This is a genomic window from Bacillus sp. BC05(2025) (assembly GCF_056725905.1).
In genome coordinates, this window is sequence record NZ_JBWYRA010000010.1 from 31,947 (window position 1) to 47,763 (window position 15,817).

13 protein-coding genes and 1 other annotated feature are annotated in these 15,817 nt (G+C 42.2%); of the genes, 6 read left to right on the forward strand and 7 right to left on the reverse strand.

Annotation, left to right across the window (positions count from 1 at the left end):
- Positions 1–165: 165 nt before the first annotated feature.
- The 4 genes from ACZ76X_RS23530 to ACZ76X_RS23545 form a co-directional block, all read right to left on the reverse strand.
- A complete protein-coding gene (locus ACZ76X_RS23530; RefSeq protein ID WP_479851842.1) occupies positions 166–4,068 on the reverse strand; it encodes a BclA-related collagen-like exosporium protein in 3,903 nt (1,300 codons plus the stop codon).
- A gap of 121 nt (positions 4,069–4,189) precedes the next feature.
- A complete protein-coding gene (locus ACZ76X_RS23535) occupies positions 4,190–4,513 on the reverse strand; it encodes a hypothetical protein (protein ID WP_479851843.1) in 324 nt (107 codons plus the stop codon).
- A 20-nt stretch (positions 4,514–4,533) separates the two neighbouring features.
- The gene (locus ACZ76X_RS23540; RefSeq protein ID WP_479851844.1) at positions 4,534–4,758 is read right to left on the reverse strand and encodes a spore germination protein; all 225 of its coding nucleotides are present in this window, start codon (positions 4,756–4,758) and stop codon (positions 4,534–4,536) included.
- A 77-nt stretch (positions 4,759–4,835) separates the two neighbouring features.
- On the reverse strand, positions 4,836–5,141 hold the full coding sequence (locus ACZ76X_RS23545) for a rhodanese-like domain-containing protein (protein WP_000141212.1): 306 nt from the start codon (positions 5,139–5,141) through the stop codon (positions 4,836–4,838).
- 200 nt (positions 5,142–5,341) lie between these two features.
- On the opposite strand from ACZ76X_RS23545, the gene ACZ76X_RS23550 reads away from it, so the two are divergent.
- Positions 5,342–5,524: a hypothetical protein gene (locus ACZ76X_RS23550; protein ID WP_098669399.1), complete on the forward strand. Its 183-nt coding sequence runs from the start codon at positions 5,342–5,344 to the stop codon at positions 5,522–5,524.
- 49 nt (positions 5,525–5,573) lie between these two features.
- On the opposite strand, the gene ACZ76X_RS23555 is transcribed toward ACZ76X_RS23550, so the two are convergent.
- The gene (locus tag ACZ76X_RS23555) at positions 5,574–6,698 is read right to left on the reverse strand and encodes a homoserine O-acetyltransferase family protein (RefSeq protein WP_479851845.1); all 1,125 of its coding nucleotides are present in this window, start codon (positions 6,696–6,698) and stop codon (positions 5,574–5,576) included.
- A 152-nt stretch (positions 6,699–6,850) separates the two neighbouring features.
- Here ACZ76X_RS23555 and ACZ76X_RS23560 point away from each other — a divergent pair, with 152 nt between their 5' ends.
- From ACZ76X_RS23560 to ACZ76X_RS23580, 5 genes are all read left to right on the forward strand, one after another.
- Entirely contained in the window at positions 6,851–8,818 is a 1,968-nt protein-coding gene (locus tag ACZ76X_RS23560; protein ID WP_479851846.1) for a spore germination protein, read from the forward strand.
- Positions 8,819–8,834: 16 nt separating this feature from the next.
- A complete protein-coding gene (locus tag ACZ76X_RS23565; protein ID WP_479851847.1) occupies positions 8,835–9,929 on the forward strand; it encodes a spore germination protein in 1,095 nt (364 codons plus the stop codon).
- Positions 9,905–10,984 (forward strand): spore germination protein GerHC, encoded by a 1,080-nt coding sequence (gene gerHC, locus ACZ76X_RS23570; protein WP_479851848.1) that lies wholly within the window; start codon positions 9,905–9,907, stop codon positions 10,982–10,984. The genes ACZ76X_RS23565 and gerHC overlap by 25 nt, the downstream gene beginning before the upstream one ends.
- Before the next feature lie 90 nt (positions 10,985–11,074).
- Positions 11,075–11,260, forward strand: coding sequence for a hypothetical protein (locus ACZ76X_RS23575; protein ID WP_479851849.1), 186 nt, complete (start codon positions 11,075–11,077; stop codon positions 11,258–11,260).
- Between the two features lie 96 nt (positions 11,261–11,356).
- On the forward strand, positions 11,357–11,779 hold the full coding sequence (locus ACZ76X_RS23580) for a pyrophosphohydrolase domain-containing protein (RefSeq protein WP_000180559.1): 423 nt from the start codon (positions 11,357–11,359) through the stop codon (positions 11,777–11,779).
- Between the two features lie 44 nt (positions 11,780–11,823).
- Here ACZ76X_RS23580 and ACZ76X_RS23585 read toward each other — a convergent pair whose 3' ends face one another.
- Both ACZ76X_RS23585 and leuS read right to left on the reverse strand, forming a co-directional pair.
- The gene (locus tag ACZ76X_RS23585; protein WP_479851850.1) at positions 11,824–12,876 is read right to left on the reverse strand and encodes a hypothetical protein; all 1,053 of its coding nucleotides are present in this window, start codon (positions 12,874–12,876) and stop codon (positions 11,824–11,826) included.
- A gap of 202 nt (positions 12,877–13,078) precedes the next feature.
- Positions 13,079–15,487: a leucine--tRNA ligase gene (gene leuS, locus ACZ76X_RS23590; protein ID WP_479851851.1), complete on the reverse strand. Its 2,409-nt coding sequence runs from the start codon at positions 15,485–15,487 to the stop codon at positions 13,079–13,081.
- A 65-nt stretch (positions 15,488–15,552) separates the two neighbouring features.
- Positions 15,553–15,772, reverse strand: a binding site (T-box leader).
- Positions 15,773–15,817 lie beyond the last annotated feature (45 nt).

Below are 15,817 nucleotides of genomic sequence, written 5' to 3' on the forward strand. Positions count from 1 at the left end.
TCCCTTTCTGCCAAATTTCTCTCTTTTCATTCTATTATAATATATTTTCGAACCGCGATGTTTTTGCTCATGTGAATAAAGTAAAACTTTCCTAATCAATGAGACTACATACAAATAAGGAGATAAAAAACCTTGAAGCATAGAAGCTCCAAGGTTTTCTTCTTATTAACTCAATCTAATAATCGTTAAAGTAGCTCCTGGCGTTGCCGTAGATAATGTAGCGATTGCAACTAATCCAAATAACTGTAGACTAATAGCAGCTCCAGCAGGTAAATTAGCAATGATCGTTGCACTAAATGAACCAGTAGCAACTGTCGGAGCATTTATCGTTCCCGCAAGCGGACTGCCATTTACAGTTATACGAGAACTTACAAGTAATCCTGCCGTTAGATTAATTGTATAAGCTATATAATAATTCCCTGCATTCGCAACTGTAAATACAGTATTTCCTCCGCTAACAGTAATTCCTGGACCAATATTTTGATTGTTCGGTAATGGTACATTCGTACCACCTAATAAAACGGAAATAGCGGTTCCTGATGTATTATTCGCAAATGCATACGTTGCAGTTGTACTAACTCCGGTCGCCCCGGTCGCTCCAGTGGCTCCAGATCCGGTTGGACCTGTATCTCCAGTTGGACCTTGTGAACCGGTTGCTCCGGTTGCCCCCGTTGGACCTTGAATTCCTTGCGGGCCTTGAATTCCTTGGGGACCTGTCGCTCCGGTTGCTCCCGTTGAACCTTGAATTCCTTGCGGGCCTTGAATCCCTTGTGGGCCTTGAATTCCTTGGGGACCTGTCGCTCCGGTTGCTCCTGTAGCTCCCGTTGGACCTTGAATTCCTTGCGGGCCTTGAATTCCTTGTGGGCCTTGAATTCCTTGGAGACCTGTCGCTCCGGTTGCTCCTGTAGCTCCCGTTGGACCTTGAATTCCTTGCGGGCCTTGAATTCCTTGGATTCCAGTTGGGCCTTGTGGGCCGGTCGGACCTATCTCTCCTTGTGGACCTTGGATTCCCTGTGTGCCTTGTGCTCCTGTTGCCCCCGTCGCTCCTTGGATTCCTTGAGGACCTTGGGGACCTTGAATTCCTTGTGGGCCGGTTGGACCTATGTCGCCTTGTGGGCCTTGAATTCCTTGGGGACCTTGTGCTCCTGTTGCCCCCGTTACTCCTTGGATTCCTTGGGGACCTTGAATTCCCTGTGGACCGGTTGGACCTATCTCTCCTTGTACTCCTTGGATTCCTTGCGGACCCTGTAAACCCGTCAATCCGGTTGCTCCCGTTGCTCCTGTCGCTCCTGTCACTCCAGTTGAGCCTGTCGCCCCGGTATCTCCTGTTACTCCTGTCGCACCTGTTGCTCCTGTCGGGCCAGGTGGTCCACCAGATGGACCTGTTACTCCCGCCGGACCTGATGGCCCCGTTGGGCCGGTCGGCCCTGCTGGTCCTCCAGATGGACCTGTTACTCCCGCCGGACCTGTTACTCCTGTTGGACCTGTAGCGCCTTCCCCTGTCGCACCTGTTGCTCCCGTATCTCCTGTTGCCCCCGTCGGACCTTGGATTCCTTGAATTCCTTGTGGACCTTGCACTCCTTGTGCGCCCGTCGCTCCTTGAATTCCTTGTACTCCTTGCACTCCTTGGGGCCCCATCGGACCGGTTGGACCTATCTCTCCTTGTACTCCTTGCACTCCTTGGGGCCCCTCTGGACCGGTTGCTCCTATTTCCCCTTGTATCCCTTGAATTCCAGTTGCTCCTTGCGCTCCAGTTGCTCCCGTTATCCCTTGCACACCTTGTATTCCCTGTATTCCTTGTGGACCTTGTGGGCCTGTTGCTCCTACCGGTCCTTGAATTCCTTGTATCCCCTGAGGACCCTCTGGACCCGTTACTCCAACTGGCCCTTGAACACCTTGTATTCCTTGCGGACCCTGAAGTCCCTCTGGGCCTTCTGGACCGGTTGGACCTATGTCGCCTTGTACCCCTTGGATTCCAGTTGCCCCTTGTGGCCCAGTCGGACCTATGTCACCTTGCGGACCTTGGATTCCCTGTGGGCCTTGTGCTCCTGTTCCCCCTGTCGCTCCTTGGATTCCTTGAGAACCTTGTGGGCCTTGAATTCCTTGTGGGCCGGTTGGACCTATGTCGCCTTGTGGGCCTTGAATCCCTTGCGGACCTTGATCTCCTGTTGCCCCTGTTACTCCTTGAATTCCTTGCGGACCTTGAACACCTTGTGGGCCGGTTGCTCCTATATCTCCTTGCACTCCTTGAAGTCCTTGCGGTCCCTGTAAGCCCGTCACCCCAGTTGCTCCTGTTGAACCAGTCGCTCCTGTCACTCCAGTTGGGCCTGTAGCCCCAGTATCTCCAGTTGCTCCTGTCACACCAGTTGCTCCTGTTGGTCCAGGTGGTCCACCGGATGGACCTGTCACTCCCGTCGGACCTGATGGCCCCGTTGGACCAGTCGGTCCTGCCGGTCCTCCAGAAGGACCCGTGACCCCTGTTGGACCGGTTACTCCTGTCGGTCCCGTGGTTCCTTCCCCTGTTGCTCCGGTTGCACCCGTATCCCCTGTTCCTCCTGTTGGACCTTGGATTCCTTGAATTCCCTGCGGCCCCTGTACTCCTTGTGCTCCCGTCGGCCCTTGAATTCCCTGAACACCTTGCACTCCCTGTGCACCCATTGGACCTGTTGGACCAATCGCCCCTTGAGCACCTTGCACTCCTTGAGGCCCCTCTGGACCCGTTGCTCCTATTTCCCCTTGTATCCCTTGAATTCCAGTTGCTCCTTGTACTCCAGTTGCTCCCGTTATCCCTTGCACACCTTGTATTCCCTGTATTCCTTGTGGACCTTCTGGACCTGTCGCTCCTACCGGTCCTTGAATGCCTTGTATCCCCTGTGGCCCCTCTGGACCCGTTGCTCCAACTGGTCCTGGCACCCCTTGGATTCCTTGCGGACCTTGAAGTCCTTCTGGGCCTTCTGGTCCTGTTGGTCCTATATCTCCCATCGGACCTTGGATTCCTTGAACTCCTTGTGGTCCTGTTTCTCCCGTTGGACCTGGTATTCCTTGGATTCCTTGTGGACCTTGATCACCAGTTGCTCCTGTCACACCTTGTGGTCCAATAGCCCCTTGTATACCTTGCGGGCCTTGATCACCAGTTGCCCCTGTTACCCCTTGAATTCCCTGAACTCCTTGTATTCCTTGTTCACCAGTTATGCCCGTCGGACCGGGAATACCTTGAATACCTCGCGGACCTTCTGGACCTGTTGGTCCTATTGGGCCTTGAACCCCTTGTATTCCTTGTGGACCCTGTACTCCCGTTGCTCCTGTACTTCCTGTCGGACCAGTATTTCCCGTCGCTCCTGTACTACCTGTTACACCAGTATTTCCCGTCGCTCCTGTTGCCCCTGTACTTCCACTCGGTCCACCGCCCGGACCTGTCGCCCCAGTTGGCCCCGTCGGACCAGGAGGTCCTCCTGACGGGCCAGTTATCCCTGTTGGACCTGTTACTCCAGTCGGACCAGTTATCCCCTGACCTGTCGCTCCGGTTGCCCCTGTATTTCCACTCGGTCCTTGTGGTCCTTGTATACCTTGTGCCCCTTGTATCCCTTGAGGGCCAGTTGCTCCTGGTACCCCTTGCACTCCTTGTATTCCTTGAGCCCCCTCAGGTCCAGTAGCTCCAATCGGACCTTGTAATCCCTGTATACCTTGTATACCTTGTGCCCCTGTTGCTCCTGTTGGACCAATCGGACCTTGTAACCCCTGCACACCTTGAGGTCCTGTCGCTCCAGTTTCTCCCTGTGGCCCTCTCAATCCTTGTGGTCCCTGCTGTCCTTCTGGTCCCGTTGCACCTATTGGTCCAACTAATCCTTGTATCCCTTGCACACCTTGAGGTCCTGTCGGGCCCATCTCCCCCATCGGACCTTGTAAACCTCTTGGTCCTTGAGGGCCTGTTGGACCTTGGGGACCGGTTGGGCCAGTAATCCCAATGCCAGTAAATCCCGTTGAAACGGGTGGAAAAGTAGGCCCAATAAGATTTGGTGGAATTCTGAAATTAGAGTTTAATGAATGTTTTTTATCGCGCTCTTTCACACTTTCACCACCTGCACACCATCTTTTTTACATAAAACAAACCTCTTCTTCTTAATATGTATTTACAAAAACAAACTCAAAGACTATTTTTATTTGAAATAATAAAAACTCCCTTAAATCCTTAAGGGAGTCCAGCAACTGAATCCATATTATCTGTATTAGGAACGGCTTGTGCTATACCGGATGCATTTACACTTTGCCCCGTATTTGTTCCTGTTACAGTACCAGCAGGAGTGCCTCGTGTATATGTTGTCGTCACCGAATCACCTGGCTGTAAACAAAGCTTCGTCTCCGTTCCGATTACTGTAACAACATCAATCCAAGTACACCCCATTGAACCACTATACGATTTCGAAGCAGTAAATGAAGTATCACTCAAATTATCACCAGTAAATATATTCCCAGTGTTATTTACAATAACAAACTCTTTTATATGAGCAGGCATAATTACACTCTACCTTTCCACTATGAACCTAATGTACGTGTACTCGTTGCTAATGGCGGAAGAAACACTGATGTTCGAATTACCTCTTCTGGCTGTCTTTTCCCATTTAAAAAAATAGCTGCACTTGATCCTCCAGCACCTGCATATACTTTCGCTACAGCTAAAGGTGAGATATCATAACAATCACCGACATTAACAGCTCCTGTATTATTCATAATTTTCACTTTACGCAATTTAATCCCCATTTCCCTATCCCCCTTTTGTACACTGTATGCAAAAGAAAAAAACTTGAAACAAACACGTTTCAAGTTTTTTAAGCTACTTATTTCGTTTCTCCCTCATATTGAAGCATACCGCCAACCATGTTCACTGTTTTAAATCCTTGCTCATTTAAATAATGGCATACATTTTCACTGCGCATTCCCGAGCGACAAATAAAGATATACTCATTCTCTTTATCAAAGAAATCTACTTTATTTGGGATATCGCCCATTTTAATATGTACAGCTTCTGGAATTTTCCCTGCTGCTACTTCTTCATCTTCCCTTACGTCTACTAGAAATAATGTTTCTCCATTCTCTAAACGTTCTTGCACTTCTTCTGTAGTAATTGTTTTAACTTCTGTCATATGTCGTTCCTCCTTATATACAATAAAGCCTTTAGTTTCTTCTTTTAAATAATCATTTCTAATCAATTTTAGCATGCGAAAGAAAGAACGCAAAGAATGCAAAATTTATTTCTCAATTTTCTCGCAAAACTTATTCTTTACAAACATAACTCGTGCATTGTATCCTCAATATACTTGTTTTATGAAAGGAGTCAATGAAAATGACACTTTTTCTTTTCATTATGAGCATCATTTTCTTACTCGCTGCAATTATTGCGCTTAGTATGAAAAATAATAAAAAGATAAAATCACCACAAGAAATGTCATTCTTATTTCTATTGCTTAGTATCGCATTCTTCGGTATAGCAATTGCCACATATATTTTCCGTCTACAAATCATGTAAAAAAAGGTGCCTACTACATACACTGCACCTTTTTCACATCATTTATTTTCTACACAAAACTAGACACCTTCCGATTTAAAAATTCATAAACTTTCTTTTCAAATAAATGAGTATCAAATGCTCCCGCCATATGCCCATTTCTACTTTCTATCTCATACACTTCCGCATACTTCCCTTGTTTTTGCAATATGTCTACCATTTTGTAATTATAACGTGACGGCTGAAGTAAATCTTGTTTACACGGAATCATAAGTACATTTGCTTCTACCTTAGAAAGGGCCTCTTCTAAAGATGAAAATCCATGCGCAATATCATGTAATAAAACTGCTTTCGCAGTGTACATCCATGAATTTGCATCTACTAAAGCTATATTTCCATATGTCACTTTATTGATTTCTTTCTCAAATGATGTTAATGCAGCAAATGTTTCATAAGGTTCTTTCTCTATACTATTACGGGGGAATGTCGTTTCATAAAAATGCTCATCAAAGGCGTTCATAAACATCATTTTATTCGCCAAATGAAGTCCCTTCGTTGGCTGCTCCTCTCCATATTTTCCACCCTTCCAACTTGGATCTAGTTGAATAGCCTCAATTGCATTTTGCGCTACATTTACCGACGTAATAATTGGATTTTGCGGATTCGTAATAACCCCAATCATCCGCTCTACCATATGAGGATAATGAACGGCCCATTGTTGCGCAATCATCCCGCCAGCTGACGGTCCCATGACAGCATGTAGCCTTGCGATTCCCATATCTTTTATTAACTCATATTGCATACGAGCTACATCAAGAAATGTAAAAACCGGAAAATCCATCGCATATTCATCTCCAGTTCTCGGATTAATTGATTTCGGTCCCGTTGTAATTACATAAGGGTTCTTCACCTGCACATTACAAAGATTATCAGTGCATATAACGAAGTATTTATTTGTATCAATTGCTTTTCCGGGTCCAATTAAACCATCCCACCAACCAGCCTCCTCATCATGCGCTGTATATTTTCCTGCCGCGTGACTAGTTGCACTAAAGTAATGACAAATCAAAATCGCATTTGACCTCTCTCTATTTAAAGTACCGTACGTCTCATACCCCATTTGAACAGGAATTCCCCTACCAGTTTGAAATGTAAACTCTCTTAAAACAAACTTCTCTTTTTTCACAAATTGCACAGACCCGCCCTCTTCCTGACATAGTATGAACTGCTTACTAAAGGATTTTTTCTATGCAAACCAATCTCCTCCTTCTTTTCATAAATAAATGAATAATATACAAAATTAGCCACAAAATAGCACTATATTACAAAATTAAAGAGGGCATACATATGATTTGGAATTGGCTACGTAAGAAAAAAAAATCAAACAAAACAGAGGAAAACGAATCAGGTAACTCGGAGCAACAACTTAACTATCAAGAGGATGATAACCAAAAACAGACTAGAAGTATGAAACATAATAAAGATAACAATGGAGAACAAAAAAAAGAGGAACACACGGAGTCTTCTCAAGGTCAGCAACAACATGCTAAGCAAAATGAATCGAATCAGGATAAACAACAACACTCTAAGCAAGATGAGTCGGCTCAAGAGAAACAACAAAATTCTAAACAAGGCAACTCAGTCCAAGAGAAGCAGCAACACTCTGAACAAGATGATTCTGATCAAAATAAACAACAGCACGCTAAGCAAAACGGCTCAGCTCAGGATAAACAGCAAGATTCTAAGCAAGGCGACTCAGCTGAGGATAAACAACAACACTCTAAACAAGACAACTCGGATCAAGAGAAACAGCAAAACGCTAAAGGTAATAGTATTTATGATTTTACGAAACCAGAAAAAGATCGTATTCATTCTCTACAAGATTTAATAGAGAAACTCAAAAAGTCTAGTGATTTTGTTAATTATCATACATCTGACGATGAAACGATGCCTTATTGGATTTCTTACTATCGACCTTCACTTGATGGTGAGAAGTTGCAAAAGTATTTAATGCCTACTCTATTAGAACGACCTAACGCTTCATTAGAAGAGCTGAAAGAACATATTCCGATGAGCGGCATTACAATTACGAACGATTTACAAAAAATTGAGGATATGGTTTTAAAGGGGCATGCGATTGTTCAAGTAAATCAACAAGATCAAAAGTGTATGCTCGCCAACATTGCAATTGATAATTATCGTGCACCAACTCCTCCTTTAAATGAATCGACTGTTATCGGTCCTCAAGAAGGTTTCGTAGAAGATATCGATACAAATATTAACTTAGTTCGGAAACGTCTTCCTGTTTTAGATTTACAAACAAAAGAAATGATTGTGGGCGAATTTTCCAAAACAAAAGTTGTCATGATGTATTTAGACAACCTCGCTGAAAAAGAGAATATAGATTTTCTCGAGGAATCATTACGCGCTCTTGAATATGATCAAATTAATGATAGTGCTTATATACAAGAACTAATGGGAGAAAAATCAATTTTCCCTCTCTATATCAATACAGAACGTACTGATAGAGTTACAAAAGCACTCATTGATGGAAAAATCGCGATTTTTGTGGATGGTTCTCCAAGTGTCCTACTAACACCTGTATCCTATTTCGATTTTTTCATTTCCCCAGAAGACTATAACGTCTCCTGGATGTACGCTACATTTTCAAGGGTTTTAAGATTAATTGCCGTTCTATTTTCAATTTGCGCTACACCGTTATACGTTGCAGTTTTAAATTATCATTATGAACTTATTCCAAGTGATTTACTTGAAACTTTGATTTTATCAAGAGCACAAGTACCGTTCCCACCTTTAATCGAAGCACTATTTTTAGAACTTGCAATCGACTTATTAAGAGAAGCTGGCGCGAGGTTACCGATGAAAGTTGGTCAAACGCTCGGTATTGTAGGCGGTATCGTAATCGGGCAAGCATCTGTACAAGCTGGTTTAACGAGTAATATTTTATTAATTATCGTTGCCTTATCAGCACTCGCTTCCTTTATTACACCTATTTATAAAATGGGTAATGCGGTTCGACTACTACGTTTTCCTTTTCTTATGTTTGCAGAAATAGGCGGATTGTTCGGGATTTCTCTTGGATTTATCTTTTTATTTACTCATCTATTTAGACTTACTTCCTTACGTAAGCCGTACGCTTTGTTTTATCCGACGAGGCAACAATCGGTTAAGGACTCTTGGATTCGTTTTCCCTTAACAATGATTGATACAAGGGATGTACAAGCGAGGCCACAACATGTAAAAAAATCAGCAAAAGGGATTTCAACAAAACATAAATCCGACTTCGACGATTAAGAAATGAGGTGCATTGATGAGTAAAGTTCAAGAAAAATATCAAATATCTCCTGTCTTTGTCTTCTTCTTAATTCACGGTGCACAGTTTGGAGCTGGCGTTCTCGGCTTCGCTCGAATTACTGCCAAGGCCGCTGGATACGACGGCTGGATGGGCGTTCTAATCACAGGACTCTGTATCCATCTCCTTATATGGATGATGTATTTTTTATTAAAAGAAACAAACGGAAATTTAATTGATTTACAACGACAAACGTTTGGAAAGTGGATAGGGAATGTCTTTAATATTATCTTTGCAGCTTATTTTTTAATCGTCAGTATTTCGGTCATTCGAACGTATGTTGAAATTATTCAAGTATGGATGTTCCCAACTGCTTCCACATGGATGTTAACACTCTTTTTATGCTTAGTTAGCTATTACATTGTCTCTTCTGGATTTCGTGTCATTACCGGTATTTGCGTCATCTCTGTTGGTGGTACATTAGGATATTTATTTCTAAGCTTATTCGTTTTGAAATATTCACATTGGGATAATTTATTACCTATATTCACACATTCGTTTTCAGACATTTTAAAATCCGCTCACGTGTCAGTCTACAGTATGACCGGTTTTGAGATTTACCTCATGGTGTATCCATTTGTGAAAAAGCCTATGCAATCTCATAAATACGCTCAGCTTGGAGCACTATTTTCAAATCTTCTATATTTATTTAGTACCCTTTTAGCCTTTGCATTTTTTAGTGAAAAACAATTGTTAAAAACGATATGGGCCCAACTTTCTATGACTCAAGTCATTCAATTACCATTTATAGAAAGACTTGAATATATTGCAATTTCAGGCTATGCACTCGTTATTGTTTCAAGTTTTATCCTCCCTTTATGGGCAGCAACGAGAGCAACACATGAAATATTCCGTGTAAAACAAAGAGGTATTTTAATCGCTTTTATGTTTATCACTCTCATTATTTCACAACTTTTAACAAACAGACACGATATTAATAACTTTATTAGTAATGCATCGAAGGTTAGTTTTTGGCTCGTTTATGTATACATCCCAATCCTATTTATTATTGTGTGGGTGAAAAGAAAATGGAAAAAATCAAAAGCAAATTAATACTTATTTCTTGTATAGCACTTTTTAGTTTAACTGGATGTTTACAAAAAAATATTATCGATGATGTACAACTTATTCAAGGAACCGTTTTTGATGCAGCAAAGGATCATAAAGTAAAAGTGACATTCGTTTGTCCCATTCAGAAAAAGGGAAATAAAGTTCAAGTTTTTGAAGGCACCGCAAATGCGGTAAAACAAGTAAAAGCAGACACATCTTTAGAATCTTCTCAACCATTTGCTAGCGGACAAATGCGTGTTGCTTTATATACGATAAGACTTGCCAAAAAAGGCATGTCTACTTCATTCGATACATTACTTCGAGATGTGAATATAGGGAACGCTTTATATGTTGCTTTACTTGAAGGTAATGGTACTGAACTTTTGAAAGGTAAATATTCGACCTCATACAACGTTGCAATTTATATAAAAAAATTGTTAGAGCATAACATGGAAACTGGTCCTTTACCAACGGATAATCTGCATGTAGGAGCATTCCGTTATTATCAAGAAGGGAAGGACTACTATATTCCAATTCTAAAGAAACATGGTGATAAAATAAAAATCACCGGAATTGGCCTTTTTAAAAAGGATAAATATATCGGTAAAATTGCGGAAAAAGATATGTTCATATTTAAAGGACTATTAGAAAAACATAAATTGGATTCACATGAATTTAAAACCGATTCTGCATACGTAATGATTAATAATATTCATTCCGTTCCAACTTACGATATAAAAATTAAAAATGGAAAACCTTCTTTCTTCATTCACGTTCATCTTGAGGCGCGAATTCAAGAACTATCGAAACCAATTAACTTAGAAAATAACAAGAACTCAAAAAATATTGAGAAGGACGTCCAAAAACAACTGGATGCTCAAGCTAAGAAATTAATTAAGCAGTTTAAATCTTTAGACGTCGATCCTCTCGGGCTAGGAGCTAAATATAAACAACATTATCGCCCATTCAAGTTAGAAGAGTGGAGACAAATGTATAAAGATGTTCCAGTTACTATAAAATACACCGTAAATATTACAAATTCTGGTGTAATTGAATGAGAAATGATTGAACTCCTCTCCCCGGCATGATACAACGGAAAGAGGAGTTTTTATTTTAGATAGAGAGAGAAGATATTTATGGGGGAGCTTATGTCTAAAAAATTAGTAAAGCCTATTTTAAATGGTATTTTATTTCTCGTCGTCTTTTTATTTGCTCATACATACTTAAAAAATGTTTCCTTCACACGTTACTTGCTTGTCGTTATACCAATGTTACTCGTCGGTATTTTTGGCATCGATCTTATTTCATCGCTTTTAATAAAAAAAGAAGAATAACGAGCGAACATCTTATTTCGATAAGATGTTCTTTTCATTTCATAATCACCCTATGTTACAATGAGATTCGGACAAAGCGAGAAAGGATGAAACAACATGACAAACGAAAAAGGTTTAGATAAAGGATACGAACTTGTTGCAAAAATGCATAAAGAGTTCGGACACCCCGTGACAAATACTCCAACAAAACTAACAGAAGAACGTGCAAAAATCCGTGCAAGTTTTATGCAAGAAGAGCTAGAAGAATTTCTAGAAGCAACGACCGTTGAAGATCAATATGATGCACTAATTGACCTTATTTACTTTGCATTCGGAACATTTGCTGAAATGGGCGTACGTCCTGATAAAGGATTCGAAATTGTAAATAACGCAAACATGGCAAAACTATTCCCGGACGGGAAACCTCGATTCCGTGAAGGCGATGGCAAAATTCTAAAACCAGAAGGCTGGCAAGCACCAGAACCACAACTTCGTGCTGAAATCGAACGTCAGCGCCAAGAAGCTGAAAAAAACTGCTAGGATTTCCTAGCAGTTTTTTATTATGTCTGTTTTTCTGCAATTCATTAATGACCAACGTGTCCAGCGTGCCCTGCTGCTCCACCAATACTAGCCGCTCCTGCCGCTGCCCCTGCTCCTCCTGCTCCAATTCCACCTGTCCACGGAGAAGATTGTTGTTGTTGATACTGTTGATACTGTTGGTATTGTTGGTGCTGTTGGTGCTGTTGGTGCTGTTGGCCATGTTGGCCGTGTTGGCCTTGATGACCGTGGTGGCCGTGTTGACCTTGGTGACCTTGGTGACCTTGGTGACCTTGGTGACCTTGGTGACCTTGGTGACCTTGGTGACCTTGGTGACCGTGTTGGCTGTGGTGACCATGTTGACCTTGGTGACCCTGTTGGCTGTGGTGACCATGTTGACCTTGGTGACCTTGGTGACCTTGGTGACCTTGGTGACCTTGGTGACCTTGGTGCATTTGATAAAGAACAGCTTGCGGATGAATGTGGTGGTGACCGTGGTGATGTATTTGTTGTTGATGACCATGGTGGCCGTGTTGACCTTGGTGATGATGGTGTCCATGATGACCGTGTTGACCTTGGTGATGATGGTGTCCATGATGACTGTGTTGCCCTTGGTGATGATGGTGTCCATGATGGCCATGTTGCCCTTGGTGATGATGGTGTCCATGATGGCCATGGTGACCGTGATGGTGGTGATGTTCATGATGACCGTGAACAACTTGCGGATACCCACCTATCCCTCCAGCTACAACACCTACTCCTGGTATCGGAAATCCTGTCTGCACTCCTCCAACGAAAGAAGGAAATGTAGTTGGTGCTCCTACTGGAAATCCTGTCTGTACGCCAGCTACTGATGTTGGAAAGCTTCCTGTTACTGTAGGCATTCCAGCCCCTGATGTCGAAAAGCCTCCCATTGATGTCGGCATTCCAGTTTGCATGCCAGCTACCGATGTTGGAAAGCCTCCTGCTGCTCCACCCATCCAGCTCGGAATCCCACCGTATCCTTGTTGGCCAGCTCCTCCCATTAACATCATTTGTTCATAACTACCCGATCCACCTCCGAAGAAGCCATGTGGTGCATTATTATCCATCCCTTTCATTCCTTTCACCTCTTCTACTCATTTTAGCCTACCTTTTTTATCATATTTCCTATAGAAAAATAGGTGTTTGTCTGTATGGGAATTCCGCTCTTTTATTTGTACGTAATGAAATAATTGAAACTTAGACTAAGGTAATCCAGAAATTATTTTCTACACAAAAAAGCTCAGAGTATAAATACTCTGAGCTTTTATTTAGAATGAATTAGTTTGCAACAACGTTAACAAGTTTTCCAGGAACAACAATTACTTTACGAACTGTTTTCCCTTCAATTTGGTCTTGAATTGCTTCAAGTGCAAGTTGTTCCATTTCTTCTTTTGATGCGTCTTTACTCATTGTTAGTTTTGCGCGAACTTTACCCATAACTTGAACAACGATTTCAACTTCATCTTCTACAAGTTTAGACTCATCAAATGTTGGCCAGCTTGCATATGTGATTGTTTCATTGTATCCAAGTTTGCTCCATAGCTCTTCCCCAATGTGAGGTGCAACTGGTGCAATCATTTTTACGAAACCTTCTACGTATTCTTTCGGAAGTGTTTCAGCTTTGTATGCATCGTTGATGAATACCATCATTTGAGAAATCGCTGTGTTGAAGCGAAGCTCTGCATAGTCTTCTGTTACTTTCTTCACTGTTTGGTGGTAAGCTTTTTCAAGCTCTTTATTTGGTGCATCCGTAATTTTCTCACTTAATTCACCGTTATCTTGAACGAATAGACGCCATACGCGGTCTAGGAAACGACGAGCTCCGTCAAGACCATTTTCAGACCAAGCGATTGAAGCATCTAATGGTCCCATGAACATTTCGTATAGACGAAGTGTGTCTGCACCGTGGCTTGCTACAATATCATCAGGGTTTACAACGTTACCTTTTGATTTACTCATTTTCTCGTTGTTTTCACCTAGAATCATACCTTGGTTGAATAATTGTTGGAATGGCTCTTTCGTTGGAACTACACCGATATCGTATAATACTTTATGCCAGAAACGAGCATATAGTAAGTGAAGTACAGCATGCTCTGCTCCGCCGATATAAATATCAACTGGAAGCCATTGTTTTACTTTTTCAGGATCCACAAGTGCTTCGCTGTTGTTTGGATCGATGTAACGTAGGTAATACCAGCAGCTACCAGCCCATTGTGGCATTGTATTCGTTTCACGACGACCTTTTTTACCAGTCTCAGGATCAACAACATTTACCCACTCGTCAATGTTAGCAAGTGGTGATTCACCAGTACCTGAAGGACGGATGTTTTCTGTTTTCGGAAGAACTAATGGTAATTCTTCTTCTTTCACAGCTGTCATTGTGCCATCTTCCCAGTGGATTACTGGAATTGGCTCACCCCAGTAACGTTGACGGCTGAATAACCAGTCACGTAGACGGTACGTTACTTTTTGATTTCCTGCGCTTGTTACTTCAAGCCATTCAATCATTTTTGCAATTGCTTCTTCTTTATTTAATCCATCAAGGAATGCTGAGTTTACGTGTGCACCATCACCTGTGTACACTTCTTTCGTAATGTCTCCGCCTTTTACAACTTCCTTCATTGGAAGATTGAATACTGATGCGAATTCATAGTCACGCTCATCGTGAGCTGGAACTGCCATTACAGCACCTGTTCCGTAAGTTGCAAGAACGTAATCAGCGATCCAGATTGGTAATTTCTCACCGTTTACTGGGTTAACTGCGTAAGCACCAGTGAATACACCAGTTTTTTCTTTCGCAAGTTCTGTACGCTCTAGGTCACTCTTCATTTTTACAGCGTTAATGTAAGCTTCTACCGCTTCTTTTTGTTCTGCTGTCGTAATTTCTGCAACAAGTGCATGTTCCGGAGCAAGTACACAATATGTTGCACCAAATAGTGTATCAGGGCGCGTTGTGAAAACTGTGAATTTCTCGTCTGTACCGTCGATATTGAAGTGTACTTCTGCACCTTCAGAACGACCGATCCAGTTACGTTGCATATCTTTTAAACTTTCTGGCCAATCAAGCTCATCTAGATCTTCTAATAGACGATCTCCGTAAGCTGTAATTTTTAACATCCACTGTCTCATCGGACGACGCTCAACTGGATGTCCACCGCGCTCACTCTTACCGTCAATAATCTCTTCGTTTGCAAGTACTGTACCAAGTGCTGGGCACCAGTTTACAGGTACTTCATCAACGTAAGCTAAGCCTTTTTCAAATAGTTTTAGGAAGATCCATTGTGTCCACTTGTAGTAGTTTGGATCTGTTGTATTTACTTCACGGTCCCAATCGTAAGAGAAACCTAATGATTTAATTTGGTTACGGAACGTATTAATATTATGCTCTGTAAATTCAGCTGGGCTGTTTCCAGTATCAAGTGCATATTGCTCTGCTGGAAGACCGAATGCATCCCATCCCATTGGATGAAGAACGTTATATCCTTGCATACGCTTCATACGAGATAAAATATCTGTCGCTGTATATCCTTCTGGATGTCCTACGTGTAGGCCTGCACCTGATGGATATGGGAACATATCTAGTGCATAAAATTTTGGTTTTTCTGTCTCATCTGGCGTACGGAATGTTTTATTCTCTTCCCAGTACCCTTGCCACTTCTTCTCAATTTCTTGATGATTAAAGCTCATGAGATACCCTCCTTGAAATTATATTTATTTTCACCGCCCAAAATACAAAAAACCTCTCATCCCTAGAAAGGGACGAGAGGTTGTAGATTCCCGCGGTACCACCCTAAATTAATGTACAAATATACATTCGCTTAGATCCGTAACGTGGATTAACGGCAATTGCTACTATTAGTTTCACAACTGCAACTCAAAGGCGAGTTCATAACGAAACGTGGATTGACTTGCACCGACCGTCAACTCTCTAAACCAGCTTCTATTACTACTACTCCTTCTCACTGTTATTACAAATATGAGTTAAGTGAACTACCCTCCGCCTCGTATCTCTAAAGA

Coding starts and splice junctions, on each gene's coding strand:
- ACZ76X_RS23535 (WP_479851843.1), bottom strand. CDS start 4,513: ATGCCTGCTCATATAAAAGAGTTTGTTATTGTAAATAACACTGGGAAT.
- ACZ76X_RS23540 (WP_479851844.1), bottom strand. CDS start 4,758: ATGGGGATTAAATTGCGTAAAGTGAAAATTATGAATAATACAGGAGCT.
- ACZ76X_RS23545 (WP_000141212.1), bottom strand. CDS start 5,141: ATGACAGAAGTTAAAACAATTACTACAGAAGAAGTGCAAGAACGTTTA.
- ACZ76X_RS23550 (WP_098669399.1), top strand. CDS start 5,342: ATGACACTTTTTCTTTTCATTATGAGCATCATTTTCTTACTCGCTGCA.
- ACZ76X_RS23560 (WP_479851846.1), top strand. CDS start 6,851: ATGATTTGGAATTGGCTACGTAAGAAAAAAAAATCAAACAAAACAGAG.
- ACZ76X_RS23565 (WP_479851847.1), top strand. CDS start 8,835: ATGAGTAAAGTTCAAGAAAAATATCAAATATCTCCTGTCTTTGTCTTC.
- gerHC (WP_479851848.1), top strand. CDS start 9,905: ATGGAAAAAATCAAAAGCAAATTAATACTTATTTCTTGTATAGCACTT.
- ACZ76X_RS23575 (WP_479851849.1), top strand. CDS start 11,075: ATGTCTAAAAAATTAGTAAAGCCTATTTTAAATGGTATTTTATTTCTC.
- ACZ76X_RS23580 (WP_000180559.1), top strand. CDS start 11,357: ATGACAAACGAAAAAGGTTTAGATAAAGGATACGAACTTGTTGCAAAA.
- ACZ76X_RS23585 (WP_479851850.1), bottom strand. CDS start 12,876: ATGAAAGGGATGGATAATAATGCACCACATGGCTTCTTCGGAGGTGGA.
- leuS (WP_479851851.1), bottom strand. CDS start 15,487: ATGAGCTTTAATCATCAAGAAATTGAGAAGAAGTGGCAAGGGTACTGG.